The sequence below is a fragment of the Minwuia sp. genome (genome assembly GCF_048007105.1).
Classification (GTDB): domain Bacteria; phylum Pseudomonadota; class Alphaproteobacteria; order Minwuiales; family Minwuiaceae; genus Minwuia.
In genome coordinates this window covers 3,167,183-3,190,000 of record NZ_CP180352.1, presented here as the reverse complement: position 1 = coordinate 3,190,000, position 22,818 = coordinate 3,167,183, and the positions used below count along the sequence as shown (strand labels likewise).

The 22,818-nt window shown below is 65.1% G+C and carries 23 protein-coding genes and 1 tRNA gene (1 of these 24 running past the window's edge); 6 read left to right on the top strand and 18 right to left on the bottom strand.

Features of this window, described 5'->3' with window-relative positions:
* Both ACMVY4_RS15510 and ACMVY4_RS15505 read left to right on the top strand, forming a co-directional pair.
* On the top strand, positions 1 to 1,084 hold the 3' portion of the coding sequence (locus ACMVY4_RS15510; RefSeq protein ID WP_416896914.1) for a toll/interleukin-1 receptor domain-containing protein. 542 nt of this gene lie to the left of the window's left edge; only the last 1,084 of its 1,626 coding nucleotides appear in the window; its start codon lies off the left edge, out of view; it ends in the stop codon at positions 1,082 to 1,084.
* Positions 1,081 to 1,647 (top strand): hypothetical protein, encoded by a 567-nt coding sequence (locus ACMVY4_RS15505; RefSeq protein WP_416896913.1) that lies wholly within the window; start codon positions 1,081 to 1,083, stop codon positions 1,645 to 1,647. The genes ACMVY4_RS15510 and ACMVY4_RS15505 overlap by 4 nt, the downstream gene beginning before the upstream one ends.
* Positions 1,648 to 1,752: 105 nt before the next feature.
* On the opposite strand, the gene ACMVY4_RS15500 is transcribed toward ACMVY4_RS15505, so the two are convergent.
* From ACMVY4_RS15500 to ACMVY4_RS15455, 10 genes are all read right to left on the bottom strand, one after another.
* The gene (locus tag ACMVY4_RS15500) at positions 1,753 to 2,511 is read right to left on the bottom strand and encodes an MBL fold metallo-hydrolase (protein WP_416896912.1); all 759 of its coding nucleotides are present in this window, start codon (positions 2,509 to 2,511) and stop codon (positions 1,753 to 1,755) included.
* Positions 2,512 to 2,513: 2 nt separating this feature from the next.
* Complete coding sequence (locus ACMVY4_RS15495) at positions 2,514 to 3,290, bottom strand: TatD family hydrolase (RefSeq protein ID WP_416896911.1); 777 nt, start codon at positions 3,288 to 3,290, stop codon at positions 2,514 to 2,516.
* 48 nt (positions 3,291 to 3,338) lie between these two features.
* The gene (metG, locus tag ACMVY4_RS15490) at positions 3,339 to 4,901 is read right to left on the bottom strand and encodes a methionine--tRNA ligase (RefSeq protein ID WP_416896910.1); all 1,563 of its coding nucleotides are present in this window, start codon (positions 4,899 to 4,901) and stop codon (positions 3,339 to 3,341) included.
* A 23-nt stretch (positions 4,902 to 4,924) separates the two neighbouring features.
* Complete coding sequence (locus tag ACMVY4_RS15485) at positions 4,925 to 6,049, bottom strand: DNA polymerase III subunit delta' (RefSeq protein ID WP_416896909.1); 1,125 nt, start codon at positions 6,047 to 6,049, stop codon at positions 4,925 to 4,927.
* Complete coding sequence (gene tmk / locus ACMVY4_RS15480; RefSeq protein ID WP_416896908.1) at positions 6,046 to 6,690, bottom strand: dTMP kinase; 645 nt, start codon at positions 6,688 to 6,690, stop codon at positions 6,046 to 6,048. Before tmk ends, ACMVY4_RS15485 begins: the two co-directional genes overlap by 4 nt.
* The gene (locus tag ACMVY4_RS15475; protein WP_416896907.1) at positions 6,687 to 7,826 is read right to left on the bottom strand and encodes a D-alanyl-D-alanine carboxypeptidase family protein; all 1,140 of its coding nucleotides are present in this window, start codon (positions 7,824 to 7,826) and stop codon (positions 6,687 to 6,689) included. Before ACMVY4_RS15475 ends, tmk begins: the two co-directional genes overlap by 4 nt.
* A gap of 39 nt (positions 7,827 to 7,865) precedes the next feature.
* On the bottom strand, positions 7,866 to 8,834 hold the full coding sequence (locus ACMVY4_RS15470) for a septal ring lytic transglycosylase RlpA family protein (protein WP_416896906.1): 969 nt from the start codon (positions 8,832 to 8,834) through the stop codon (positions 7,866 to 7,868).
* A gap of 37 nt (positions 8,835 to 8,871) precedes the next feature.
* Positions 8,872 to 9,891, bottom strand: a complete 1,020-nt coding sequence (locus ACMVY4_RS15465; RefSeq protein ID WP_416896905.1) for a lytic murein transglycosylase — start codon at positions 9,889 to 9,891, stop codon at positions 8,872 to 8,874.
* Between the two features lie 91 nt (positions 9,892 to 9,982).
* Positions 9,983 to 11,221: a hypothetical protein gene (locus ACMVY4_RS15460; RefSeq protein WP_416896904.1), complete on the bottom strand. Its 1,239-nt coding sequence runs from the start codon at positions 11,219 to 11,221 to the stop codon at positions 9,983 to 9,985.
* 128 nt (positions 11,222 to 11,349) lie between these two features.
* Positions 11,350 to 12,393 carry a hypothetical protein gene (locus ACMVY4_RS15455; RefSeq protein WP_416896903.1) on the bottom strand — a complete coding sequence of 348 codons (1,044 nt, stop codon included), beginning with the start codon at positions 12,391 to 12,393 and terminating at the stop codon, positions 11,350 to 11,352.
* Between the two features lie 116 nt (positions 12,394 to 12,509).
* On the opposite strand from ACMVY4_RS15455, the gene ACMVY4_RS15450 reads away from it, so the two are divergent.
* Positions 12,510 to 12,599, top strand: a tRNA-Ser gene (locus tag ACMVY4_RS15450).
* Between the two features lie 16 nt (positions 12,600 to 12,615).
* Here the strand turns inward: ACMVY4_RS15450 and ACMVY4_RS15445 are convergent.
* Entirely contained in the window at positions 12,616 to 13,500 is an 885-nt protein-coding gene (locus ACMVY4_RS15445) for an MBL fold metallo-hydrolase (RefSeq protein ID WP_416896902.1), read from the bottom strand.
* A gap of 106 nt (positions 13,501 to 13,606) precedes the next feature.
* Here ACMVY4_RS15445 and ACMVY4_RS15440 point away from each other — a divergent pair, with 106 nt between their 5' ends.
* Complete coding sequence (locus ACMVY4_RS15440) at positions 13,607 to 14,413, top strand: sulfite exporter TauE/SafE family protein (protein WP_416896901.1); 807 nt, start codon at positions 13,607 to 13,609, stop codon at positions 14,411 to 14,413.
* Between the two features lie 13 nt (positions 14,414 to 14,426).
* Here ACMVY4_RS15440 and ACMVY4_RS15435 read toward each other — a convergent pair whose 3' ends face one another.
* Both ACMVY4_RS15435 and ACMVY4_RS15430 read right to left on the bottom strand, forming a co-directional pair.
* The gene (locus ACMVY4_RS15435) at positions 14,427 to 14,867 is read right to left on the bottom strand and encodes a DUF6691 family protein (protein ID WP_416900327.1); all 441 of its coding nucleotides are present in this window, start codon (positions 14,865 to 14,867) and stop codon (positions 14,427 to 14,429) included.
* Positions 14,867 to 15,316 (bottom strand): YeeE/YedE family protein, encoded by a 450-nt coding sequence (locus ACMVY4_RS15430; RefSeq protein ID WP_416896900.1) that lies wholly within the window; start codon positions 15,314 to 15,316, stop codon positions 14,867 to 14,869. The genes ACMVY4_RS15435 and ACMVY4_RS15430 overlap by 1 nt, the downstream gene beginning before the upstream one ends.
* 187 nt (positions 15,317 to 15,503) lie before the next feature.
* Here ACMVY4_RS15430 and ACMVY4_RS15425 point away from each other — a divergent pair, with 187 nt between their 5' ends.
* Positions 15,504 to 16,343, top strand: a complete 840-nt coding sequence (locus ACMVY4_RS15425) for a class I SAM-dependent methyltransferase (protein ID WP_416896899.1) — start codon at positions 15,504 to 15,506, stop codon at positions 16,341 to 16,343.
* 9 nt (positions 16,344 to 16,352) lie between these two features.
* Here ACMVY4_RS15425 and ACMVY4_RS15420 read toward each other — a convergent pair whose 3' ends face one another.
* The 5 genes from ACMVY4_RS15420 to ACMVY4_RS15400 all read right to left on the bottom strand — a co-directional run bounded on the left by ACMVY4_RS15420 (position 16,353) and on the right by ACMVY4_RS15400 (position 21,361).
* Positions 16,353 to 16,925, bottom strand: a complete 573-nt coding sequence (locus ACMVY4_RS15420) for an NADPH-dependent FMN reductase (protein ID WP_416896898.1) — start codon at positions 16,923 to 16,925, stop codon at positions 16,353 to 16,355.
* A 7-nt stretch (positions 16,926 to 16,932) separates the two neighbouring features.
* A complete protein-coding gene (locus tag ACMVY4_RS15415; protein WP_416896897.1) occupies positions 16,933 to 17,724 on the bottom strand; it encodes an amino acid ABC transporter ATP-binding protein in 792 nt (263 codons plus the stop codon).
* Between the two features lie 14 nt (positions 17,725 to 17,738).
* On the bottom strand, positions 17,739 to 19,049 hold the full coding sequence (locus ACMVY4_RS15410; RefSeq protein WP_416896896.1) for an amino acid ABC transporter permease: 1,311 nt from the start codon (positions 19,047 to 19,049) through the stop codon (positions 17,739 to 17,741).
* A gap of 1 nt (position 19,050) precedes the next feature.
* On the bottom strand, positions 19,051 to 20,265 hold the full coding sequence (locus ACMVY4_RS15405) for an amino acid ABC transporter permease (protein WP_416896895.1): 1,215 nt from the start codon (positions 20,263 to 20,265) through the stop codon (positions 19,051 to 19,053).
* A gap of 103 nt (positions 20,266 to 20,368) precedes the next feature.
* Entirely contained in the window at positions 20,369 to 21,361 is a 993-nt protein-coding gene (locus ACMVY4_RS15400; RefSeq protein WP_416900326.1) for an amino acid ABC transporter substrate-binding protein, read from the bottom strand.
* A gap of 284 nt (positions 21,362 to 21,645) precedes the next feature.
* Here ACMVY4_RS15400 and metC point away from each other — a divergent pair, with 284 nt between their 5' ends.
* The gene (metC, locus tag ACMVY4_RS15395; RefSeq protein ID WP_416896894.1) at positions 21,646 to 22,818 is read left to right on the top strand and encodes a cystathionine beta-lyase; all 1,173 of its coding nucleotides are present in this window, start codon (positions 21,646 to 21,648) and stop codon (positions 22,816 to 22,818) included.

Sequence of the window (22,818 nt, the reverse complement as noted above, 5' to 3'; positions counted from 1 at the left end):
CCGCCATGAACGGGACCGCCGCCGCCGCCGCGCCACCCTGGCCGGGCTCGTCACGGGCGCCGTCCTCTTCGCAACCGTGCTATCGGGCTACGCGATCTATCAGAGCAATCAGGCCGAGCTTGCATTGTCCCGCACGGGCTTCGCCATCTCGACGATGATGCGGATCTCCGAGAGCCTCGACGGTGATGAGGACGTGCGGCGGGACCTGTTGCTGGTTCAGTGCGATCTGCTGGAAGGGCTCAGCGGGAAGAAGGGCCTGCGGCTGCCGGCAGACCGCGCGACATGCGCGATCCAACGGGCCGTGGCTCATCTGGCCGTGGGGGAGGTGACAGAGGCGCGGGGACTACTTGAGACGCTCCATGCGGAACTTGAGTCCCTTGTTGCCCGCAGGATCTCCGAAGTGGCCGCGCAGAAGGGACCCGAACGCAGGACATCGGGCGAACACGAACTGGCGGTTGCCTTGCACAATGTCGGTCTCGCCCTCGACCGGATGCGTCAGGTCGTGCCGGAAATCGACGCGGGCCATCCCCGGCGGGCGTTCGAGAGCGTCAGCGACCTCGCAATGGCCTGGCCGGATCATGAGCAGCTCGTGTCGGCCTATGCCGGGATCGTCTGGCGACAGCTTTCGCATACGGATGGGGCTGCGGAAGAGATCGAAGTGATGCGCCGGGCTTCGCAGGTGCGGGAAACACAACTCGAAGCGGCTTTCGATCCGGACCGCGATCTGGTGCTCGACACAGTCGTGTTGAATCGGCGTCTTGCCTATTTCGTGCTCTGGGAAGGTGAGGGGGCCGCGGCGGCTTTGCCCCATGCCGAGCGCGCACTGGCACGTGCCGATGTTCTGATGTCGGCCCCGACAAGCGTCAACGACCTTATCCAGCTCATGCTGGCGCAGTCGGTGCTGGGTGTCGTGCAACGGCAGCTCGATATGCCGGATGCTGACGTGCGGTTGAGTGCTGCCGTGTCGACCGGCGCGAGGATCCTGGCGTCCGAGCACGCCTCACCGGACGAGCGTTCGACGGCCGAAGCAGAGATCCGTTACCTCAAAGAGAACTTCGGCGCGAGAGAACCGGGGGGCCAATGATCCTGCGTTTCCTGATATCGGCCACGGCCGTGTTCGCGGGTCTGACCGCTACCGGGATTGCGCTCGCCTGGGTGTTACTGCCTGCGGAACCCAACTACTACCGGACCCCGCATTTCGAACTCTCCGTGCCGCATGGCTGGGCGTGCTGGCAGGAGGGCGGGGAGTTCGTCTGCCTCGAGGAAGGCAAAATTCCGGCGTCCGAGATCATTGTCTTTGCATCAAAGGCGCGGAACGAAGACGACGATCTGGACGATTACGAGAGTCATCTGAAGACGCCGCGGATCTTCGAAGAGGACGGTGAGACCCGGCGCTCCGAGGTCGTTCATGTGCACCGACGGACGATCGACGGACGCAGCTGGGTCGACGCCATGCATCTCGGTTCCGAAGTTCCGGGCTACTACACGCGCTATCTGGCGACCGTGACGGCACAGACCGGGCTGGTCATCACGGTTTCAGCCCGCAAGTCCGGCATGGAGGATGTCGCCGATGAACTGGAACAGATGATCGGCAATATTCACGTCTATCAGAATGCGCTGCCCATCAGCGGGGCGCGGGCACGCTGAGCATACCTAAGGTCACCCCCCGTGGCGAAGTCTTTATCGTATAATATACATTATGGAATATATGGGCATGAGAAATGGAAACCCGCCCGAGCGAAAACGCCCGGCTCAGACGTCGACGATCATCCCGTCATAGGCAGGTTCGATCCCGTCCGGCAGTTCTGCCTTCAGGGTCTCGTAGTCCAGGTCCACATGCAGATTCGTCAGCACGGCCCGTTCGGGTCCCACACGCGCAATCCATTCGAGCGCCTGCTCGACGTTGGCGTGGGTCGGATGCGGCGTGTAGCGGAGCGCGTCGACAATCATCACCCGGGCCCCGGCCATGGCTTCGAAGGCGGCATCGTCGAGGCGCACGACATCATTGGCGTAGGCCAGATCGCCGATACGAAAGCCCAGCGATTTCATGGTGCCGTGATCCTGTTCGAAAGGAACCAGGTGCATGTTCCCGACCGCGAACGGTCCCTCGATCAGGTGATCGTTCAGGATTGCAGGGTAAGCGCCTGTCGTACCTTCGGGAAAGCAATAGCCGAACTTGGCTTTCAGCCGCCGTAGTGTCTCCGCATCGCCCCAGACATTCACCCGGCGGCGATGCCGGATTGCAATCACCCGGAGATCGTCGAGACCATGGGTCTGATCGGCGTGATCATGGGTCCAGACGACGCCGTCGAGATCGCCGACGCCGGCATCCAGCAGCTGCTCGCGCATGTCGGGCGCGGTGTCGATCAGAACCGTCGTCCCGGCATCCTCGACCAGGATGGAACAACGCCGCCGGCGGTTCTTCGGATTGGACGGATCGCAGGCGCCCCAGTCCCCGCCGATGCGCGGGACCCCGCCCGAACTGCCGCAGCCCAGAATGGTGACCCGCATGCTCAGATTTCCGCCTTGGCGAACAACCGGCGGAAGTTGTCGGTCGTGACCGAGGCAACCTCGGCGGCGCCGAGTCCCTTCAGTTCGGCGACCTTCGCGGCGGTATGCGCTGTGTATGCCGGTTCGTTCCGTTTGCCGCGTCGCGGCACCGGCGCCAGGTACGGGCTGTCGGTCTCGACGAGCAGACGCTCCGCCGGGACAGTGGCGATGACGGTGCGCAGGTCTTCCGCTGTCTTGAAGGTCACGATCCCGGAAACCGAAATGTAGAAGCCAAGGGCCAGTGCGGCGTCGGCAAGCCGTTGCGTGCCGCTGAAACAATGGATCAGCCCCGGAAACGGTCCCTTCCCCGTTTCCTCTTCCAGGATCCGGATTGTGTCCGCCTCGGCGTCGCGCGTGTGGATAATCAGCGGCAGTCCGGTCTCGCGGGCGGCTGAAATGTGGGCGCGGAACACGGCCTGCTGCACATCGCGCGGACTGTGTTCGTAGAAATAGTCCAGTCCGGTCTCGCCGATACCGATCACCTTCGGATGCGCGGCCAGCCGGATCAGTTCGGCGGCCGCGGTGTCGGGTTCGCTCTCGGCCTCATGCGGATGGACGCCGACCGAGCAGTAGATATCGCCCGCGCTCTCGGCGATCGAACGGACGACATCGAATTCCCGGAGCTTGGTCGAGATCGTCAGCATCGGCGAGACACCGGCCTCGCGTGCGCGCGCCAGGACCTCGTCCAGATCGCCGTCGCGGGCGAGATAGTCGAGATGACAATGGCTGTCGATCAGCATTTGGACTCCTTCCTGCCTGGGTCGGCCGGGCTCGTGCGGCCCCTGCCCTCAGGCCGCTTCCGAGTTGTAGCGCGGGAAGACCGGCGTCGGACGTGCGACCGGCGTGCCCGGCGCGAGACGCGCCTTGTCGCCCAGACTGTCGAAGCCGCGGCCGGCCTCGGGAATGTCCAACTGGCCCAGGATCGCCGCGCCGGAATCCGGCATGATCGGCTGAATCAGGATGCCCAGCTGCCGCACCGTTTCGGCGAGGACATAGAGCACGGTCTTCATCCGCTCGGGATCCTGCTTGCGCAACGCCCATGGCGCCTGGGCGTCGACATAGCGGTTGGCATCGCCGACGACCGTCCAGATCGCGCCGATGGCGCGGTGCAGCGCCTCGCGGTCGATTTCGGCCCGGACCTTGTCCAGAGCGCCATCGATCGTGGCCAGCATGGTCTCGTCCTCGGCCGTGTACGCGCCCGGTTCGGGCACGGCCGCGTCGCAGTTCTTGTGGACCATCGACAGCACGCGCTGACAGAGATTTCCCAGATCGTTGGCCAGGTCGCCGTTCACGCGGTGCACCATCGCGGCGTGGCTGAAGTCGCCGTCATTGCCGAACGGCACTTCGCGCAGCAGGAAATAGCGCGTCTGATCGAGGCCGTAGGTGGCCACGAGTTCCTCCGGCGCAATCACGTTGCCGAGCGATTTCGACATCTTCTGGCCTTCGATGGTCCACCAGCCATGGGCGAAGATCCGCTTCGGCGGCTCAAGCCCGGCCGACATCAGGAAGGCCGGCCAGTAGATGGCGTGAAAGCGGAGAATGTCCTTGCCGACCATGTGGACGTCGGCCGGCCAGTAGCGCGGATAGTCGCCGGTCTGTGTCTCGGGATGACCTATTGCCGTGATGTAGTTGGTCAGTGCGTCCAGCCACACATACATGATGTGCTCGTCGTCGCCCGGCACGGGGATGCCCCAGTTGAAGCTGGTGCGCGAAATCGAGAGATCGCGCAAACCCGACTTCACGAAGCTGACGACCTCGTTCCGCCGCGCCGCCGGCAGGATGAAATCCGGATTGGCTTCGTAGAATGCCAGCAGCCGCTCACCCCAGGCGGAGAGCCGGAAGAAATAGCTCGGTTCCTCGACCCACTCGACCTCGGCGCCGGAGGGCGCGATCCGCCGCCCGTCCTCGGTCTTCGTCAGTTCGTCCTCGCCATAGAACGCCTCGTCGCGGACGGCATACCAGCCGGAATAGGACCCCAGATAGATGTCGCCGGCTTCCTGCAGTTTGACCCAGAGCGCCTGCACGCTTTCGACGTGGCGCTGCTCGGTGGTGCGGATGAAGTCGTCATTGGAGATGTTCAGCACCGGCATCATGTCGCGGAAATTCTGCGAGACCCGGTCGCAGAAGGCCTGCGGATCGACCCCGGCGGCCTCGGCCGATTTCTCGACCTTCTGGCCGTGCTCGTCGGTGCCTGTCAGGAAATGCACGTCGAAGCCGTCGAGCCGCTTGAACCGGGCCAGCACATCGCAGGCCAGCGTGGTGTAGGCGTGCCCGATATGGGGCCGGTCATTCACATAGTAGATCGGCGTGGTGACGTAATAGCTCGGCTTGTTCGCGTCTGCGTCCGACATGGTGTCTTCCGGCTCTTGTGGCGTCAGGTCGCCGCGGCGCGGGCGGCGTCCTCGAACGCGGAAACGAGGGTCAGGGTTACCGCCTTGCGGTTCAGATTCACGGCAAGCGTGCGGGCCCGCAGGCGTTGCAGGTTGTCACACAAGTCGAACCATTGATCAAGACGACCCCCGGCCAGCCTTTCCCGCAGTCCCGCCTCCTCCGGCGGCCCGGGCCGATTCAGGATCAACCGCCTCAGCATGCCTTCCAGCAGTTCGGTGAACAGCACGAAACGGCGTTCGGCCTGCGCGCCCCGGTCCAGGCTGCCAGCCAGTTTCTGCGCCGCGGCGCGCGAGATCCTGGGCGCCGAGGCCAGCAGCGCCATCATTTCACGGTAGAGCGCCAGCCCGTCTTCCTCGGCCAGGCGCAGCGCCCGACCCGGAGACTGTTCCGACAGTTCCAGCAGCAGGCCCGCGGCGTCCCTGTCCAGCGCCGGCGCCAGCCGGGTCATCGCCTCCAGCGCCTGATCCGGCGACGGCGGACGGAGATCGAGCCGGCGGCATCGCGAGCGGATGGTGCCGATCAGCGCGCCGGGCTGATGGCAGATCAGGATGAAGACCGCGTTCGGGGGCGGTTCTTCCAGCGGCTTCAGCAGCGCGTTGGCGGCGTTCTCGTTCATCTCGTCGGCCGCATCGACCAGCACGACGCGGCGTCCTGCCCGGCTCGCGCTCTGCCCGAGGAAGCCGTGAAGCCGCCGGACCTCGTCTACGACGATCTCGGTTCTGTACTTCTTGGCCTTCCAGTCCCAGGGACGGGTCAGGCGCACCATGTTCGGATGCGAACCGGTCGCCACCTGGGTGAAAAGTTCGCGTTCGGGATCGGTATGCAGATCCGACGGCGGGTCGCCGAAGAGACCGCCGCCAGCAGCCTCCGGGTCAAGCAGGCGCCGCGCGAAACGGTAGCCCAAAGTCGCCTTGCCGATACCGAACGGACCGCTGATCAGCCAGGCGTGGTGCAAACTGCCGCCTGATACGGCCGCGGCCAGCGCCGCCTCCGCTTCGCGATGTCCGGAAAGGAACGTCGTTCGGGAAGGATGCAGGGCCTCCGAAACCTCGTCCGGCGCGGGCCGGTCGGGGGAGTTGGAAGCGCGGGGTTCGACGACGCGGCTCATCCGGACACCTCTTCCAGCCGCCGCTCGACCGTCTTTCGGACCGTTTCCCAGACGGCTTCAGGTTCCGGGGCGGCGTCGATCACCGTGACCCTTCCGGGCTCGCCGGCGGCGATCTCCAGAAAGGCCTGCCGCAGATCGCGGTGAAACGACATGTTCCGGGCTTCGAAGCGGTCGTCAGGCCCCCCGCGCGCCGAGCGCCGTTCCAGCGCCGCCTCGACCGGCAGGTCCAGCAACAATGTCAGATCGGGCCGGAACCCGGCCAGGGTCTGGCGGTGCAGTTCGTCGATACGTTCCCGACCGAGCCCGCCGGCGAGACCCTGATAGGCCATGGTGGAGTCGCTGAAGCGGTCGCAGATGACGATGGCGCCGCGCGCAAGCGCCGGACGGATCAGGGTACGGACGTGATTGGCGCGGGCGGCCAGCAGGACCAAGACCTGTTCCAGCGGATCGAGATCGTTGGCCGGGTCCAGCAGCAGGGTACGCAGCGCCTCGGCCGCCGCCGTACCACCGGGTTCCCGGGTCAGGACGGCTTCATGTCCGGCCCGTGCGAGATACTGCGCAAGCCGCGCCGCCTGGGTGCTTTTGCCGGTCCCCTCCCCGCCCTCGAAGGTGATGAACAGCCCTTTCGACGCGGCGGTCACTCCTTTTCGTTGCCGAAGACCATGTAGGAGATCGCGGCCGCAATCTGGCCCACCGTGCCCAGCTTGTCGACGTCCTCGCCCGCCAGCAGCGGCACGCGGAGCGGCTCGGCGTCGGGAATCCGGACGATCATCTCGCCGACCTGCTCGCCCTGCCGTATCGGAGCCGGCACCGGCGCCTCGTAGACGGCGGTGACCTCCATCGCCTTGCGGGCAGCCTCGTCCATGGTGATGTTCACATCCTCGCCGACGACAAGCGGGACGCGGACCTTCTGGCCCAGCCACACGTCGGCTTCGTCGACCGCCTTGCCGGCCCGGACGATCGTGTAGTTCTCGAATGTCCGGAACGCCCACTGCATCAGCTTGTTGGCTTCGACCGAGCGCTCCCGGGAACTGCCCAGCCCCGTCAGCACGACGATCAGCCGATGGCCGTCCCGTTCGGCGGAGGCCGTGAGACCATAGCCGGCCTCTTCCGTGTGCCCGGTCTTGAGGCCGTCGGCGCCGTCGAAGGAATAGAGGACCGGATTCCTATTGCCCTGCTTGATGTCGCTGAAGGTGAAGCTCTTCTCCGAGTAGATCTCGTAGTGCTCGGGAAAGTGCCGGATCGTCAGCTGGGCCACGCGGGCCAGGTCGTGCACGCTCATCCGGTGGTCCGGGTCCGGCCAGCCGGTCGCGTTCTTCAGGGTCGTGTCGGTCAGCCCCAGTTCGCGCATCCGCGCGGTCGCCTTTGCGGCGAAGGCCTCCTCGGTTCCGGAAAGTCCTTCCGCCACAACAATGCTGGCATCGTTGCCGGACTGCACGATGATGCCGCGGAGCAGGTCGCCGATGCGGACCTGATCGTTCACCCGCACGAACATCTTCGAGCCGCCCTTCTTCCAGGCCTTCTCGCTGACGGTGAAGGTGTCGTCCTCGGTGACCGAGCCGTTCTTCAGTTCCTCGAGCAGCATGTAGACGGTGACCATCTTGCTCATCGAGGCGGTGGGGATCGGTTCGTCGATGTTCTTGCCGTAGAGCACCCTGCCCGTTCGGTGATCCATCACGATCGCATGCGAAGCGGGCGTGTCGAACGCCGCGGCCGCAGGGCTGAACGGCGCGACAATCAGCAGAAGCAGAAATACGATGGAAACTTGACGCAGCATGACGTGTATCCGGGGAACGCTATTGAGACTGCGCCCAGTCTATTCGACCACGATGCGGGCGTCATCCGTGCCGGTGGAAATGACCCTGGCCAGCGTGCGGTCGGCAGCCGCGACATCGGCCAGAGGGCCGACACGGACACGGTAGAAATCGCGGTTCCGGACCAGGGCATGGCTGACAGCCACGTCGCCCAGCGCCGCAAGACGCGCCCTCAGGCGAAGCGCATTCTGGTAATCGGAAAACGCGCCGGCCTGGACGAAAATCTGGGTCGGCGGCGGCACCGCGCGGCGGATTTCCGCCGTCTCGGGCGCCGTGGCCTTCGGTGCAGGCGGTGTCACCCTTGCTGTCTCAGGTATCGCAGGTTTGGGCGCCTCGACCCCGGGAAGCGGCTCGGCCGACACGGTGGCCCGAGGGGCGGCGGCGACCTGGGTCCGCTCCTTCGGCGCCGTCTTGACCGGCCGCATCACGAACTGGTCGTCGGGCGACGAGGCCAGCCGGACCCGGACCCGCGCGACACCATCCTTCTCGAAACCGAGCAATTGCGCGGCGCGGCGGGACAGATCGATGATCCGGCCCTGGACGAAGGGACCGCGGTCGTTGACCCGCACCGTCAGGATGCGCCCGTTCTCGAGGTTCGTGACCTCGACGGTCGCCGGCAGCGGCAGCGTCTTGTGCGCCGCCGAGATCTTGTTCATGTCGAAGATCTCGCCGGTGGACGTCGCCCGCCCATGGAACGGTTCGCCGTACCATGAGGCGATGCCGGTCTCGTCGTATTCGGGATCTTCGACCGGTGTGTAACGGACGCCCTGGATCGTGTAGGGCCGCATGCTCGCGCGACGCACCCGCTCGGCCTGGATCTTCCGTTCACCCGCCGACGGCTGCGTCGACTGGCTCACCTTCTTCGCGACATGCACGGCAAGCTGGGTTTCGGTGCAGGCAGTCATACCGAACAAAACGGCGCCGATGGCCATTCCGGAAAGGCTTGTCCGCAGGACCATCTGCAGCCGCATGGCCGAATCTCCGCACTACCGAAAGTAGGGCAAAAATTTACCTGTCGTCCAGGGCGTCCGCAAGCGTCGATACGGCCAGCCCGTAGAGGTGCGCGCAGTTATACCGGAGGATCGAGTGGTAGTTCCGGTAAACCAGGAAGGCGGGTCCGTCCGGTCCGTCCGGTACGACCAGCGACGCCTCCAGATTGCGGCCCGGAAGATCTCCCCCGTCGGCGCGCCTTACGCCGAGCGCCTGCCAGTCGTTCAGCCCCATGCTGCCGGACATGGATTTCAGGGCGCTGCAGCCGCGCTCGCGGTCATTGGCCGGCACCGCCGCCCGGAACGCGGCCTGATCGGCCGGCAGCAGGACCCTGCGGCCCCAGGTCTGGTCGTTGTGCCAACCGTGGCTCTTCAGATAGTTGGCGATGGAGGCGAAGACATCGGCCCGGCTGTTCCAGATATCGCGGCGGCCGTCGCCATCGAAATCGCGGGCATAGGCCATGTAGCTGGACGGCATGAACTGCGGCTGGCCCATGGCGCCGGCCCAGGAACCGGTCATGCTGCCGACGTCGATATGCCCCTTCTCCGCCATCCACAGCGCCTGCAGGAGCTCCTTGCGGAAGAAGCTGGAGCGACGGCGGTCGAAAGCGAGTGTCGCCAGGGAGGGGAACACCGACTTCGTCGGCTTCACGGCGCCGTAGCGGGTCTCCATGCCCCAGATGGCCACGATGAAGCGGGGCTGCACCTGATAGGTCTCCGCGACCCGCGCGAGGGTCGCCGCCTCGCTCTCCATCAGGCTGCGGCCGACACGGATGTTCGTCGGAGTCAGCAGGCGGTCCGCGTAGATCTGGTAGGTGAGCTTGAACTCGGCCTGGCTGCGGTCCTGCTTGACCACCCGGCGCTGCAGTACGACGCCATTGAGCGCTTCGGCCACGATGGCGGGTCTGATGCCTTCCGCGATCGCCTCGGCCCGCATCTCGCCCAGCCATACCTGGAACTGTTCGGAGTCCGACTGGGCATTCGCCGCAGTAGACCCTGGTGCACAGGAAAGTAGGGCCAGCGACAGAACAGTGGCCAATCCAGATCTTCTCACGACACTACCCCTTGGACATCCGGTCCGGTGAGGATGGATATCCATACCCGGATTCGCAACCGGGACACACGGAAATTTACGCGGCCGCCGCGTCCGAGCCGCTCTTCATCCGCCGCAGACGCCGCCACAGGGGCATCGCCGCTGCCGTGCCTTCCAGGATCTCGAGCAGACGCAGGGCCGCGCCGGCTTCGAACCAGAGACGCAATTGAGCACCGCCCGACGCTTCGACTGCCTCGGCACTTGTTGCGTCGATCCGTTGCCGCAGGGCTTCTGCAGCCTCACCGCCTGCGCGGACGGTTTCCATCCGCAATCCGATAGCCGTCAGGTCCGGTTCCAGTTCCGACAGCATGCCGAGACGGGACTCCAGAGCCGCAAACGCCTGCACACGGCCGGCAATCCATCGCGCGTGAGACGCGTCATCTGTCTCCGTACATGCGCCCTGCCCGATCTCTTCCACGTCGGGTGCGACCGCGCGGACGATGCCCGCCACCGGTTGCAGGACGGCCTTGTGCAGGTAGCCCTTGGCAGAACGCCGGAATTCACGCTGGGCCCCACTGTCGATCCCGGCCGCCTTCGCCTGTCTGAGCGCCCGCAGCGCCTCGATGACCGTTCGCAGTTCTTCTCCGGACGGTGCCGTTCCGCTCTCTGACATCGCCGCGCCGGCGGACGCAATCTGCGCAGAGAGCCGCTCCTGCAGGTGATGCGCTGCAATATCTATCATGCGCCGGCGCATGATGGGCTCCATTGCCAACCCCGGATCCTGGAACAGCGCCAGCACGGCGAACGGATTCGCCATGCGGCCGGCCAGCGCCATCGCGGCAAACCGCAGACGGCGCACTTCGGTTACCGGTGTCTGGCGCACCATGCGCGCGGCGAACGCCTTGATGTGCTCATCGGGCAGGCCGAGCTGTCCGCGTGGCAGCCGCAACACGATTTCGGCCAAGGGTTCTCCGCATTCCAGGCAGCCGATGATCAGGTCAAGGCAATCCCGCGTACCCCCGCGTTTCCGGTCGATGCGCGCGCGCCGCAGCTTCGCCGCCGCCTCGCGCCAGATCGGCGCGCCGGCGCGGATCGTGGCCATGTGGTCGCCTGCCTCGATTGACGACAGCGCTTTCCGGTGCGCATCCACACGCTTGCGGCCCAGCAGCGCCTTCACCAGGCGGACATAGGGCAGGCAGAACTGGCGGGGCACCTGCTGTTGAGCGGGCAGGTCGGCTTCGGTGATGAAGGGTTCGAAGGGAAGACACAGCAGCCGGTCCAGCGTCGGCGCGCGCCGCGGACGCAGTTCGCGCAAACGGTCGCGGAAGACCGCCATCTCGTCCTCGACCTGCATCTGGCGGCCCAGCTTCTCATAGAGCCTGTAGACGGCAAGGAACCGGTCCGCCGGCAGCCCCGCCGCCTGACGCGCCAGGTCGCGGGCCTCCGGCAGGTCGAACGCGCCGCTCATCGACCGCGTCCGGGCAGCACCCCGGCCTCGCCCGGCGGCGTCGCCGGAAGAACGCGCCGCATCTCGGCTAGGGTCGCCTCGACGGGCAGGCGGCCGTTCATCACACCGTTCCAGAGATTCAGCATGTGATCCCAGCCATTGGTCAGCCAGTACAGCCGCTCGACCGCTTCTGTCAGCGCGGGTCCGGCCGTGTCCGGCTTCGAGATCGCAATTGGCGTGAGGACATCGATCCGATGCAGCGTCTCTTCGGCGAGACGGGCCGACAGTCCGGCGCAGGCCCCACAGATCTCCGCCAGCGTGCCGGACTCGGAGATGGTGTCGTGGCTCCAGAAGCTGAGCGAACGGGCGCCGTCGGCCATGCGTGCAGCGAGCCGTCTCAAAGGCGATCTGCCGGTACAACCCGGCGCCCCTACCCCCCAAAGCGTGCCGGCAAGAGTGGAGAACTGCCGCTCAAGCTGTTCCGGCGGCAGCGAAGCGGACCTCGCCAGCGCATCCACCGCGGCCCGGAAGATGGCCGGGCTCTCCGCGGCGCGCTGCAGATCGAAGGCGGCATCGTCGAATCCGAACCCCATCGCCGTGCCCGCGGTCCGCAGGATCCAGACGCGGGTCGCCGCCTGCGCATCCTCCGCCTGGATCACCCATTCGGCGGCGCGCAGGGTCTCTGCGGTCTCGGCCAGCCCGCTGGTCGTCACTTCCAGCCAGCAGCGGAGCATCCGGCGCGGGGAGATGTCGCCCGTTTCGACCAGCAACTCGGACAAGGCCCGGTCGCGAAGGCTCATGCTGACCACTTCGCCCAGAAGGGCCAGCGGCGCGACATAGATGCTTCGCCCGCCTGCATAGCCGGGCAGAAGGACCTCGAGATGCTCGTCCTGTCCCGGGGCACGGCGTTCGCCGGCGCGGATCCTGGCCTGGGAGAGGACGCCGGTCAGGAATGGCGCGACCGCGCCCCGCTGTGCGAAGGTGTCGGGCAGATAGGGGCTGCGGCGCAGGACCGGACCGAGCCTCTGGCTCCTTGCGGTCAGTGCGGACTCTGGAAGCATGGTGCCGGCATTCCGAACGTTCGTTCGCATCCTGCCGGACCGGGCTTAAGAATATCTTTCCCGGCTGCCGGGCTGCTGGACCGTGCCAGGCCCCGGTGATAGATCAGCCCCGCAACGGACAGGTGGCCGAGTGGTTGAAGGCAGCGGTCTTGAAAACCGCCAAGGGCTAACACCCTTCGTGGGTTCGAATCCCACCCTGTCCGCCAGCGGCGCCGGCCCGGTTCAGACCTTGTTCAGCGGAATTTTCAGGTAGACGGTGCCGTTGTCCTCGGCGGGCGGCATTTCGCCGGCGCGGATGTTGACCTGGATCGACGGCAGGATCAGCGCCGGCATGCCCAGACCGGCATCCCGCTTCTCGCGCATCGCAACGAAGGCGTCCTCGGTCTTGCCGGCGCCGACATGGATGTTGTTCAGACGCTCCTCGCCCACCGTCGTTTCCCAGGCGTAGGCATCGCGCCCGTCGGGCAGATAGTCGTGACAGGTGAACAGCCGCGTCTCGTCCGGAAGTTCGAAGATGCGCTGGATCGAACGGTAGAGTGTGCGCGCATCGCCGGCCGGGAAGTCGCAGCGGGCCGTGCCGTAGTCCGGCATGAAGATGGTATCGCCGACAAAGGTCGCGTCGCCGATGACATAGGTCAGACAGGCCGGCGTGTGGCCGGGCGTGTGCATGACGCGCGCCTCGATGTTGCCGACAGCGAAGGTGTCGCCGTCCTCGAACAGACGGTCGAACTGGCTGCCGTCGCGCCGGAAGCCGGGTTCGGCGTTGAACAGCGTGCCGAAGGTTTCCTGGACGACGCTGATGCGTGCGCCGATCGCCAGCGCGCCGCCCAGCTTCTGCTTCAGATATGGCGCCGCCGACAGGTGATCGGCATGAGCGTGGGTTTCCAGCAACCAGTCGCAGGTCAGACCCCGGTCTCGGACATAATCGACCACACGGTCCGCGGAGGCGGTAGAGGTGCGCCCCGACGCGGCGTCGTAGTCGAGCACTGTGTCGATCACGGCGCAGCGACGGGTCTCGGGGTCGGAGACGACATAGGTGACCGTATTTGTCGCGCCCTCGTCGAAAAAGGCCTCGACTTCAGGGCTGGCCTTGTCCTGTTGGGTCATCGGGTTCCCCCTCAATCTTTGGAGCCGGTTGCTTCCGGGTCATAGACATATTCTTTTAAATGAATATATCAAGCCACAGAGATCGAGCCTGCATCGGATATCGAAAATGGAACCCACGACATGGATCCTGGCCGCGCTGCCCGCGCTTCTTTCAGGCGGCATCGTCGGCTTCTCGCTTGGCCTGATCGGCGGCGGCGGCTCGATTCTGGCGGTACCGTTGCTCATCTATGCCGTCGGCGTGGGCGACACCCATCTGGCGATCGGCACCTCGGCAGTCGCAGTGGCCGTCAGCGCCTTCGCCAACCTTGTGGCGCACTGGCGCGGCGGCAACGTCAAATGGCCCTGCGCCATCTTCTTCGCCATCTTCGGCGTGGCCGGCGCAGCGCTGGGCTCCACTATCGGCAAGCTCACCGATCCGGAATTGCTGCTCGGCCTGTTCGGCGGGGTGATGATCGTTGTCGGCGCGGCAATGCTGCGCCGGAAATCCGGCGGTGAGGATCCGGACGTTCACATGGACCGGACCACGTTGAGGCGGTTGGGCCCGCGCCTGGCGGTCAGCGGTACGCTGGTGGGCAGCCTTGCCGGGTTCTTCGGCATCGGGGGCGGGTTTCTGGTCGTGCCCGGCCTGGTCGGCGCGACGGCCATGCCCCTGTTGAATGCGGTGGGTTCGTCGCTGGTATCGGTCGCGGCATTCGGCGCGACGACGGCCGTCAACTACGCGCTGGATGGTCTGGTCGACTGGGCCATTGCCGGAGAGTTCGTCGCCGGTGGTCTGGCGGGCGGCATCGCCGGCATGATGCTGGCCGGCCGGCTCGCAGGACGCGGGCGCGGCCTGACCATCATCTTCTCGGCCGTGGTGATCGTTGTGGGCATCTACGTGACCGGACGCGCGGTGCTGCCCCTGATCTCCTGATCGGGTTCGTCTTCTACCGGCCGGCGGTTGAAGTGCCCGACGGCAGAAGCGCCGTTGTCCGTTGCGCCAGGAAGAAGCCGGCGAACATGGCGATCAGGAACGCCCAGACCGGCCATCCGCCGAGGGTCGCGGACGTGATGGCCGGGCCGGGGCAGAAGCCCGCAACGCCCCAGCCAGCGCCGAACAAGGTAGCGCCGGCGAGGAGACGCGCATCGACATCGCGCCGTGTCGGCAGGTGAAACACGTCGTCGAAGACCGGTCGGCCACGGCCTGCGGCGAGCCGGAAACCTGCAAAGGTGACGGCGAGCGCCCCGCCCATCACGAAGATCAGGCTGGGATCCCAGTTTCCTGCAATATCGAGGAAATTGAGTACCTTGGCCGGGTTGTACATGCCGGAAATCACCAGCCCGGCGCCGAAGATCAGGCCTGTGACAAGGCCCCCCACTGCCCGCATCATGCGCCCGCTCCCAGAACATGTCGGATGACGAACACGGTGACGCCGCCAGCGGCCATGAAGGTCATCGTCGCGACGATCGAGCGGGCCGAAAGCCGCGCGATGCCGCAGACGCCGTGGCCGCTTGTGCAACCGCCGCCGATGGCGGTTCCAAAACCGACGAGCAGGCCGCCCGCCGCCATCCAAACGGCATCGCCGGGGAGAGCGGGCGCGGGAGCCGGTGCACCGGAGATCGCTGCGACCAGCCAGGGCGCCGCGACGAGCCCGGCGACGAAACAGAAGCGCCAGAACAGGTCGTTCCGGTCGGCAAGGCGAAGCAAGCCGCCGGCGATGCCGCTGATACCGGCGATGCGGCCGTTGAGCATGAACAGCATCACGGCCGAGGTCCCGATCAGGATGCCGCCGGCGAGTGCTGACAAAGGTGTGAATTCGGTCAGTTTGTCCTCCATCCGCCGGGGGACCCGGCCGCTTGGTTGCAACAGGATTTTCGACAATATATTCGTTATTATGAATATATCAAATTCGAGCCCCCCCCCTCTTCCCGATCTCCCGTCCGGTCCAGGTTATCCCTCCGGGCGAAGTCCGGCCGCGTGTGCTAGATTTGCGGCGTTGCAAACAAGACCCGGGGCATCAGGAATGGCCGACGACGAGATCGAGGCCGCCGTCGCGCGGCATTACGGAAGCGGTGAGTTGCTGGAACGCATCCTGGCCGGACTCGAGCAACTCGGCCTGGACGCCGGACGGATCGATCCGGTCGAACTCGCGCCCGTCGACGAGTTCCACACCGCGGGCCGGACCATGACGGTGAAGGCGCTCGACATGACGCCTCTGGAAGCCGGCATGCATGTGCTCGACGTCGGCTGTGGCATCGGCGGCACCTCTCGCTACCTTGCCCACGAGCGCGACTGTCAGGTCACCGGCATCGACCTGACCCCGGAATATATCGAGGTGGCCCGCGATCTCACCAGCCGGACGGGGCTGGCCGACAGGTGCCATTTCGAACTGGCCAGCGCGCTGGAGATGCCCTTCGAGGACGGAATCTTCGATGCGGCGGTGACCTTTCACGTGGCCATGAACATCGAGGACCGGCAGGGGCTCTATGGCGAAATCGCCCGCGTTCTGAGGCCCGGCGCACCTCTGTGCATCTTCGACGTCATGAAGGGACCGGCGCTGGGCATGCATTATCCGGTGCCTTGGGCGGAAACTGCGGAGACGAGCTTCCTGCGGTCGCCCGACGACATGCGGGTCCTGCTCGACCATGCCGGCTTCACCCTGCTGGCGGAGGAAAGCCAGAAGGACTTCGCATCCGAGTTCTTCCGCAAGGCCTTTGCAGCGCAGGCCCAGGCCGACGGTCCGCCGCCGCTCGGACTGCATCTGCTGACCGGCGCGAATTCGCCCGAGAAGTTCCGGAACTATGCGACGGCGCTCGACGAGAACATGATCGAACCCTGGATCATGGTCGCCACGAGGCGGTGACGCCGCCCCCTACCCCTTCATCGCCGCGGCGAGTTGCGCGGTCTTCTTGCCGACGAGTTCGAGCGATTCGCGGATCTCGTCCTCGATCACCTCGCCATTCTTGATATGGCCCGGTGCGCCGCTGACCGCCCGCTGCTGGGGCACGACGATTGTGCCGATGTTGCCGAGGATCGCGCGGACATGGACCAGGCCCCGCAGACCGCCAAGCGCACCGCCGGAGCCGGCGACCAGGCCTGCCACCTTGCCCGTGAAGGCGTGAAGCGGCGGCTGCCCCTCTATGGGGCGCGAGACCCAGTCAATGGTGTTCTTCAGCAGCGGCGTGATCGAGGAATTGTATTCGGGACAGCCGATGACGAAGCCGTCATGGGCGTCGAAGATGTCCTTCAGTGCGACGACGTTGTCCGGAAAGCCCTCGTTTGCCTCAAGATCGCCGTTGTAGAGCGGCAGCTGGTAGTCGGCGAGTTCCAGCCAGGTGACTTCGGCGCCGGCCGCCGCCGCGCCGTCGAGTGCGGTCTTCGCCATGACGCGGTTGACCGAAGCCCCGCGGATGCTGCCCGCGAAGCCGAGAATGCGTGCTTTCATGATGCGCCTAGTGGTGCAGGATCTGGCTCAGGAACAGCTTGGTCCGTTCGCTCTGCGGGTTCGTGAAGAACTCCTCCGGCTCGTTCTGTTCGACGATCTGGCCCTGGTCCATGAAGATGACACGGTTCGCCACCTGCCGGGCGAAACCCATCTCGTGGGTCACGCAGATCATGGTCATCCCGGTCTCGGCCAGGTCGACCATCACGTCCAGCACTTCCTTGATCATTTCCGGATCGAGCGCCGAGGTCGGCTCGTCGAACAGCATGATGCGCGGCTTCATGCAGAGCGAGCGGGCGATCGCCACACGCTGCTGCTGACCGCCGGAGAGCTGTCCCGGATACTTCTTGGCCTGATCGGCGATCTTCACCCGCTCGAGATAGGTCATCGCCGTCTCTTCGGCTTCCTTCTTCGGGGTCTTGCGGACCCAGATCGGCGCCAGCGTGCAGTTCTCCAGGATCGACAGATGCGGGAACAGGTTGAAGTGCTGGAAGCACATGCCGACTTCCGAACGGATCCTGTCGATGTTCTTCAGATCCGACGACAGCAGGGTGCCATCCACTGTGATCTCGCCCTTCTGGTGTTCTTCCAGCGCGTTGATGCAGCGGATCAGCGTCGACTTGCCGGAACCGGACGGTCCGCAGACGACGATCCGTTCGCCGCGATAGACGGTCAGGTTGATGTCCCGGAGGACGTGGAAGTCGCCATACCACTTGTTCATGTTCGTGATCTGGATGGCGACCTCATCCGAGACCTTCATCTGTGACCGGTCGACTTCGCGTTCGGTAACGATATCGGACATTGATGGACCCTCTCTTAGCGGTGGCCGGTCTGAAGCTTGCGCTCCAGGTACATGGAGTAGCGGGACATGCCGAAGCAGAAGATGAAGAAGAACAGCGCGATGAAGCCGTAGAGCTCCCACACGATGCCGTTCCAGTTCTGGTCGGCGCGGATCGGGCCGAGCAGGCCGACCGGATCGAGCAGGCCGATCACGATCACCAGCGTCGTATCCTTGAACAGGCCGATGAAGGTGTTGACGATGCCCGGGATGGAGATCTTCAGCGCCTGCGGCATGATGATCAGGCGCATCGACTTCCAGTAGTCGAGCCCCAGCGCATCCGCCGCTTCGTACTGGCCGCGGGGCAAGGCCGCCAGTCCGCCGCGGATCACTTCCGCCATGTAGGCCGAGGCGAAGGCGGTGACCATGATGACCACGCGCAGGATCAGGTCGAACTCGGTACCCGGCGGCAGGAAGTAGGCCAGCAGCACCGAGGCCACGAACAGCAGCGTGATCAGCGGCACGCCGCGGATGAACTCGATGAAACCGGTGCAGACGGCCCTGATGATGAGCAGGTTGGACCGGCGGCCGAGCGCCAGGCAGATGCCGATCGGCAGCGAGGCTGCGATGCCGCTGACGCCGAGAATGAGCGACAGCAAGAAGCCGCCGATCTTGGCCGATTCCACGGGTTCCAGACCGATCGGGATGATCGCGCTCAGCGCATCGTCAAACGGCACCACGCCGAACAGGAACCACAGGACCGCGGCAAGCATGCCTATGCCGACGGATGCCAGGAACGCCAGGCCCTCATCCATGACATTGGAGAGCGGCACAGGCAGATAGCGGACGATGGCGTATCCGATGGCGAAGCCAACAAGCACGCCGACCGGCCCCCAGATCTCGCCGCCCCAGATCAGCCAGTAGGCGACCAGAGGATAGAGCGCCGAGAAGATCAGCAGCTTCCGTGGCGCGGAACTGAACAGCGCGGGCCACACCGCCAGGCCCAGCAGAATGAAGGCCAGCAGCGGACGCCAGCGCTCCTCGGCCGGGTAGAAGCCGAACACGAACTGCTGGAACCGTTCGCGGATCACGGCAAAACAGGCGCCGCTGTCGATCTCCCGGCATTCCTGAAGCGAGCCCGCGCTCCAGACCGAGTTCCAGAACCAGGGCACGATCGCCCAGAAGACATAGGCGATGAAGGCCAACGCCAGGATGGTGACGATCGAGTTTGCGATGCCCGAGAACAGGTTGAGGCGAAGCCAGCCGATGACGCCGGTTTCCCTCCCAGGCGGAGGCGAAGCCGGGATCTGCTTGTCGGCGACGAACCGGGCGGTATGTTCCTGAACCATCCTACCGCTCCTTCAGCTTCACGCGTTCGTTGTAGACGTTCATCACCGCCGAGATCAGCAGGGACACGGCAAGGTAGAAGGCCATCAGCAACAGGATGCATTCCATCTCGCGGCCGGTCTGGTTCAGCGTGATGCCGCCCAGGGTGCCGGTTGCGTCCATGTAGCCGACGGCGATCGCCAGCGACGAGTTCTTGGTCAGGTTGAGATACTGGCTGATCAGAGGCGGCACGATCACACGCAGCGCCTGGGGCAGGATGATCAGGTTCATGGTCCGGTTGGGCCGGAGACCGAGCGCGAAGGAGGCCTCCGTCTGGCCCTTGCTGACGGAGAGGATGCCCGCCCGGACAATCTCGGCGGTGAAGGCGCCGGTGTAGATCGACAGCGCCAGCCAGAGGCCGATCAGGCTGTCGCGCATGAAGACGCCGCCCTGGAAGTTGAAGCCCTTCAGCTCCGGATACTCGAGCGAGATCGGCATCCCCAGGATGAAGAAGACCAGCAGCGTCGGCACGAAGAAGATCGCCAGCTTGATCCGGAAGACCGGCAGGATCTGGCCCGTCGCCTCCTGCCGCTTCGCTGCGTAGCGGCCGAAGATCGATATCCCGACCAGAGAGAGCAGGAAGACGATGACCACGAATGTCGACCCGCCCTCGAAGACCGGGGCCGGTATGTAGAATCCGCGATTGGTGAAGAATGTCGTGTCGAACAGGAACCCTGTCAGCCCGTCATCGCCGCGGAACGCATTCGGCGCCGGCAGGCTCTCGTTGATGACCGCGACCACGATCAGGATCCAGACCAGTACGGGCACGTTGCGGAAGGCTTCGACATAGACCGTCATGATCTTGGCGACGAGCCAGTTGTTGGACAGCCGAAGCACGCCGGCGGTAACGCCGATGATGGTGGCGGTGATGCAGCCCATCAACGCAACCAGAAGCGTGTTGAGGATGCCGACGATGGCGGCGCGGCCATGAGACGACGTGGAGTCGTAGTCGATGAGACGCTGGTTGATGTCGTAGGCGGCAGTCTCGAACAGGAAGCCGAATTCGAAGGTCTTGCCCAGACGGGCCAGATTCTGGACCGCGTTGTCGATCAGCCAGGCGAACGACAGCATCAACACGAGCAGCGCAAAAATCTGGATCGTGTACGACCTGTAGCGCGTGTCGTAGATCAGCTGGCTGATGCGGAAGCCGTCAGACGGACTTTCTGCCGCTACGGACATGCGTCACCCCCTCAGCAGTAATACCTCGGATTAGAAAATCTAAACTAATAGGTCAGAAAAAAGGCGCGTCCCCGATATGGCGACGCGCCTTCTTCCCTAAGCCTTAGCGGAACGGCGGTGCGTAGAGAATGCCGCCCTTGCTCCAGAGCTGATTGAGACCACGAGAGAGGCCGATGGCGGTCGCTTCGCCAATGTGCTTCTCGAAGATCTCGCCGTAGTTGCCCCCGGCCTTGATGGCGTGGACAGCCCACAGCTTGTCGAGACCAAGCATCTCGCCGTAGTTGCCTTCGGAGCCGAGCAGACGCTTGACTTCCGGGTCGGTGGAGCTGGTGGCCATCTCCTCGACATTGGCGGCGGTGATGCCCTTCTCCTCGGCGATGATCAGCGCGTTCATCACCCAGCGGCCGATGTCACCCCAGCCGTCGTCGCCATGACGGACCAGCGGGCCCAGCGGCTCCTTGGAGATGATTTCCGGCAGGATCGCATGCTCACCCGGCTTTTCGAAGGTCGCGCGGGTGGCGGCCAGGCCGGAGGCGTCCGTGGTGTAAACGTCGCAGGCGTTGGACAGATACTTCTGCTGCGCCTCGGCGTTGGTCTCGATCGGAACCGGCTCGTAGCTCATGTTGTTGGCACGGAAGTAGTCGGCCAGGTTGAGCTCGGTGGTGGTGCCGGTCTGGATGCAGACGGTCGCGCCGTCCAGTTCCTTGGCCGACTTCACGCCCAGATCCTTGCGGACCATGAAGCCCTGACCGTCGTAGTAGTTCACACCCAGGAAGGTGAACTTCAGATCGACGTCGCGGCTCAGCGTCCAGGTCGTGTTCCGGTAGAGGATATCGACCTCGCCGGAAGCCAGCGCCGTGAAGCGGGTCTTGCCGGTCGTCGGCGTGAACTTGATGGCCTTCGGATCGCCGAACACCGCAGCCGCGGTCGCACGGCAGAACGCGACGTCGAAGCCGTCCCACTCGCCGCTCGCGTCGGTGAAAGCAAAGCCCGCCAGGCCGGTCGAGACACCGCACTGAATAAAGCCCTTGGCCTTCACGTCGGCCAGCGTGCCCGCTTCCTGTGCGGCCGCGGGTACAGCTGCCGTGGCCGCCATAGCGACCGCAGCTGCAACAATTGCGCCCTTGAGTTTCATGTTACCTAATGACTCCCTGTTTGCGTTTGACGTCCCACAACGGGGGTTGATTTCACGCCGCCGCCTGGCCCGAGGTTCCGTTGCGGAAACAGGGACAAAGCGGGTTTGCAACCCGTTGCGGGTGCGGTAACCGGGAAAAACCCTATGACTATGGTCACAACAACACAACAGTCATTTCGCAGTGCACATCAAACCATCCGGCGCCCGGCCGGCCAGTGGTCTCAGTCCCTTGAACGGATATCCTCATGAAACGCGACACCATCATTGTAAGTGCCTGCCGCGACCCGGAAGCAAATCTCGGCATCGTCAATCCACCTGTGTACCACACCTCCACGATTATTCAGGAAAGCGTGGGCGAGATGCGGCGCAAGAGCGAAGCCCGCGCCCGTGGTGAACAGGTCACGATGTACGGCCGTATCGGCCACCCTACCAGCCTGGCGCTCGAAGAGGCGATGGCCGAGCTTGAGGGCGGTTACCGTTGCTTCGCGTTCCCGTCGGGCCTGGCGGCGATCGCGGCGGCCCTGACCGCCTATGTCGGCACCGGCGACCACGTGCTGGTCAGCGACAGTGCCTACCGGCCGACCCGCAGCTACTGCGACACCATCCTGAAGCGCATGGGCATCGAGACGACCTATTACGACCCGTTGATCGGCAGCGGGATCGCCGAACTGATCCGGCCCGAAACGAAGATCGTCTATGTCGAGGCCCCTGGCTCCCAGACCTTCGAAATGCAGGATATTCCTGCCATTGCCGAGGCCGCGCATGCCGCCGGCGCCGTCGTCATGATGGACAACACCTGGGCCACGCCGCTCTATTTCCGTCCCTTCGAGAAGGGCGTGGACGTCTCCATCCACGCCGGTACTAAGTATGTCGTCGGGCACTCCGACGCGATGCTGGGCCTGGTCACGACGACCGAAGCGGCGTGGCAGCCGTTGTGCGCGACGGCGCAGGCTCTGGGCCAGTGCGTCGGCCCCGACGATGTCTATCTCGGGCTGCGCGGCCTCAGAACCCTGTCGGTCCGGCTGGAGCGCCACATGAAGAACGGGCTCGATATCGCCCGCTGGCTCGAAGACCGGCCGGAAGTCGACCGGGTCCTGCATCCGGGCCTGCCGAGTCACCCCGGGTACGAAATCTGGAAGCGGGACTTTCTCGGCGCCTCGGGACTGTTCTCGGTGGTCCTCGACGAAGCCTATGGCGATGAGGGGCTGCAGCGCATGATCGACGGCTACGAACTCTTCGGACTCGGCGCCAGCTGGGGCGGTTACGAAAGCCTTGTCATCGCCCAGAAGCCCGAACAGTTCCGCACTGCAACAAAGTGGGACGGTCCCGGTCTGCTCGTCCGCTATCACATCGGCCTGGAAGACCCCGACGATCTGAAGGCCGATCTGGCCGCCGGTTTTGACCGGTTGCGCGGCTAG

What these genes read in the sequence shown, in the direction of transcription:
- ACMVY4_RS15505 (WP_416896913.1), top strand. Translation starts at nt 1,081, where the DNA reads ATGATCCTGCGTTTCCTGATATCGGCCACGGCCGTGTTCGCGGGTCTG.
- ACMVY4_RS15500 (WP_416896912.1), bottom strand. Translation starts at nt 2,511, where the DNA reads ATGCGGGTCACCATTCTGGGCTGCGGCAGTTCGGGCGGGGTCCCGCGC.
- ACMVY4_RS15495 (WP_416896911.1), bottom strand. Translation starts at nt 3,290, where the DNA reads ATGCTGATCGACAGCCATTGTCATCTCGACTATCTCGCCCGCGACGGC.
- metG (WP_416896910.1), bottom strand. Translation starts at nt 4,901, where the DNA reads ATGTCGGACGCAGACGCGAACAAGCCGAGCTATTACGTCACCACGCCG.
- ACMVY4_RS15485 (WP_416896909.1), bottom strand. Translation starts at nt 6,049, where the DNA reads ATGAGCCGCGTCGTCGAACCCCGCGCTTCCAACTCCCCCGACCGGCCC.
- ACMVY4_RS15475 (WP_416896907.1), bottom strand. Translation starts at nt 7,826, where the DNA reads ATGCTGCGTCAAGTTTCCATCGTATTTCTGCTTCTGCTGATTGTCGCG.
- ACMVY4_RS15470 (WP_416896906.1), bottom strand. Translation starts at nt 8,834, where the DNA reads ATGCGGCTGCAGATGGTCCTGCGGACAAGCCTTTCCGGAATGGCCATC.
- ACMVY4_RS15460 (WP_416896904.1), bottom strand. Translation starts at nt 11,221, where the DNA reads ATGGCGGTCTTCCGCGACCGTTTGCGCGAACTGCGTCCGCGGCGCGCG.
- ACMVY4_RS15455 (WP_416896903.1), bottom strand. Translation starts at nt 12,393, where the DNA reads ATGCTTCCAGAGTCCGCACTGACCGCAAGGAGCCAGAGGCTCGGTCCG.
- ACMVY4_RS15445 (WP_416896902.1), bottom strand. Translation starts at nt 13,500, where the DNA reads ATGACCCAACAGGACAAGGCCAGCCCTGAAGTCGAGGCCTTTTTCGAC.
- ACMVY4_RS15440 (WP_416896901.1), top strand. Translation starts at nt 13,607, where the DNA reads ATGGAACCCACGACATGGATCCTGGCCGCGCTGCCCGCGCTTCTTTCA.
- ACMVY4_RS15435 (WP_416900327.1), bottom strand. Translation starts at nt 14,867, where the DNA reads ATGCGGGCAGTGGGGGGCCTTGTCACAGGCCTGATCTTCGGCGCCGGG.
- ACMVY4_RS15430 (WP_416896900.1), bottom strand. Translation starts at nt 15,316, where the DNA reads ATGGAGGACAAACTGACCGAATTCACACCTTTGTCAGCACTCGCCGGC.
- ACMVY4_RS15425 (WP_416896899.1), top strand. Translation starts at nt 15,504, where the DNA reads ATGGCCGACGACGAGATCGAGGCCGCCGTCGCGCGGCATTACGGAAGC.
- ACMVY4_RS15420 (WP_416896898.1), bottom strand. Translation starts at nt 16,925, where the DNA reads ATGAAAGCACGCATTCTCGGCTTCGCGGGCAGCATCCGCGGGGCTTCG.
- ACMVY4_RS15415 (WP_416896897.1), bottom strand. Translation starts at nt 17,724, where the DNA reads ATGTCCGATATCGTTACCGAACGCGAAGTCGACCGGTCACAGATGAAG.
- ACMVY4_RS15410 (WP_416896896.1), bottom strand. Translation starts at nt 19,049, where the DNA reads ATGGTTCAGGAACATACCGCCCGGTTCGTCGCCGACAAGCAGATCCCG.
- ACMVY4_RS15405 (WP_416896895.1), bottom strand. Translation starts at nt 20,265, where the DNA reads ATGTCCGTAGCGGCAGAAAGTCCGTCTGACGGCTTCCGCATCAGCCAG.
- ACMVY4_RS15400 (WP_416900326.1), bottom strand. Translation starts at nt 21,361, where the DNA reads ATGGCGGCCACGGCAGCTGTACCCGCGGCCGCACAGGAAGCGGGCACG.
- metC (WP_416896894.1), top strand. Translation starts at nt 21,646, where the DNA reads ATGAAACGCGACACCATCATTGTAAGTGCCTGCCGCGACCCGGAAGCA.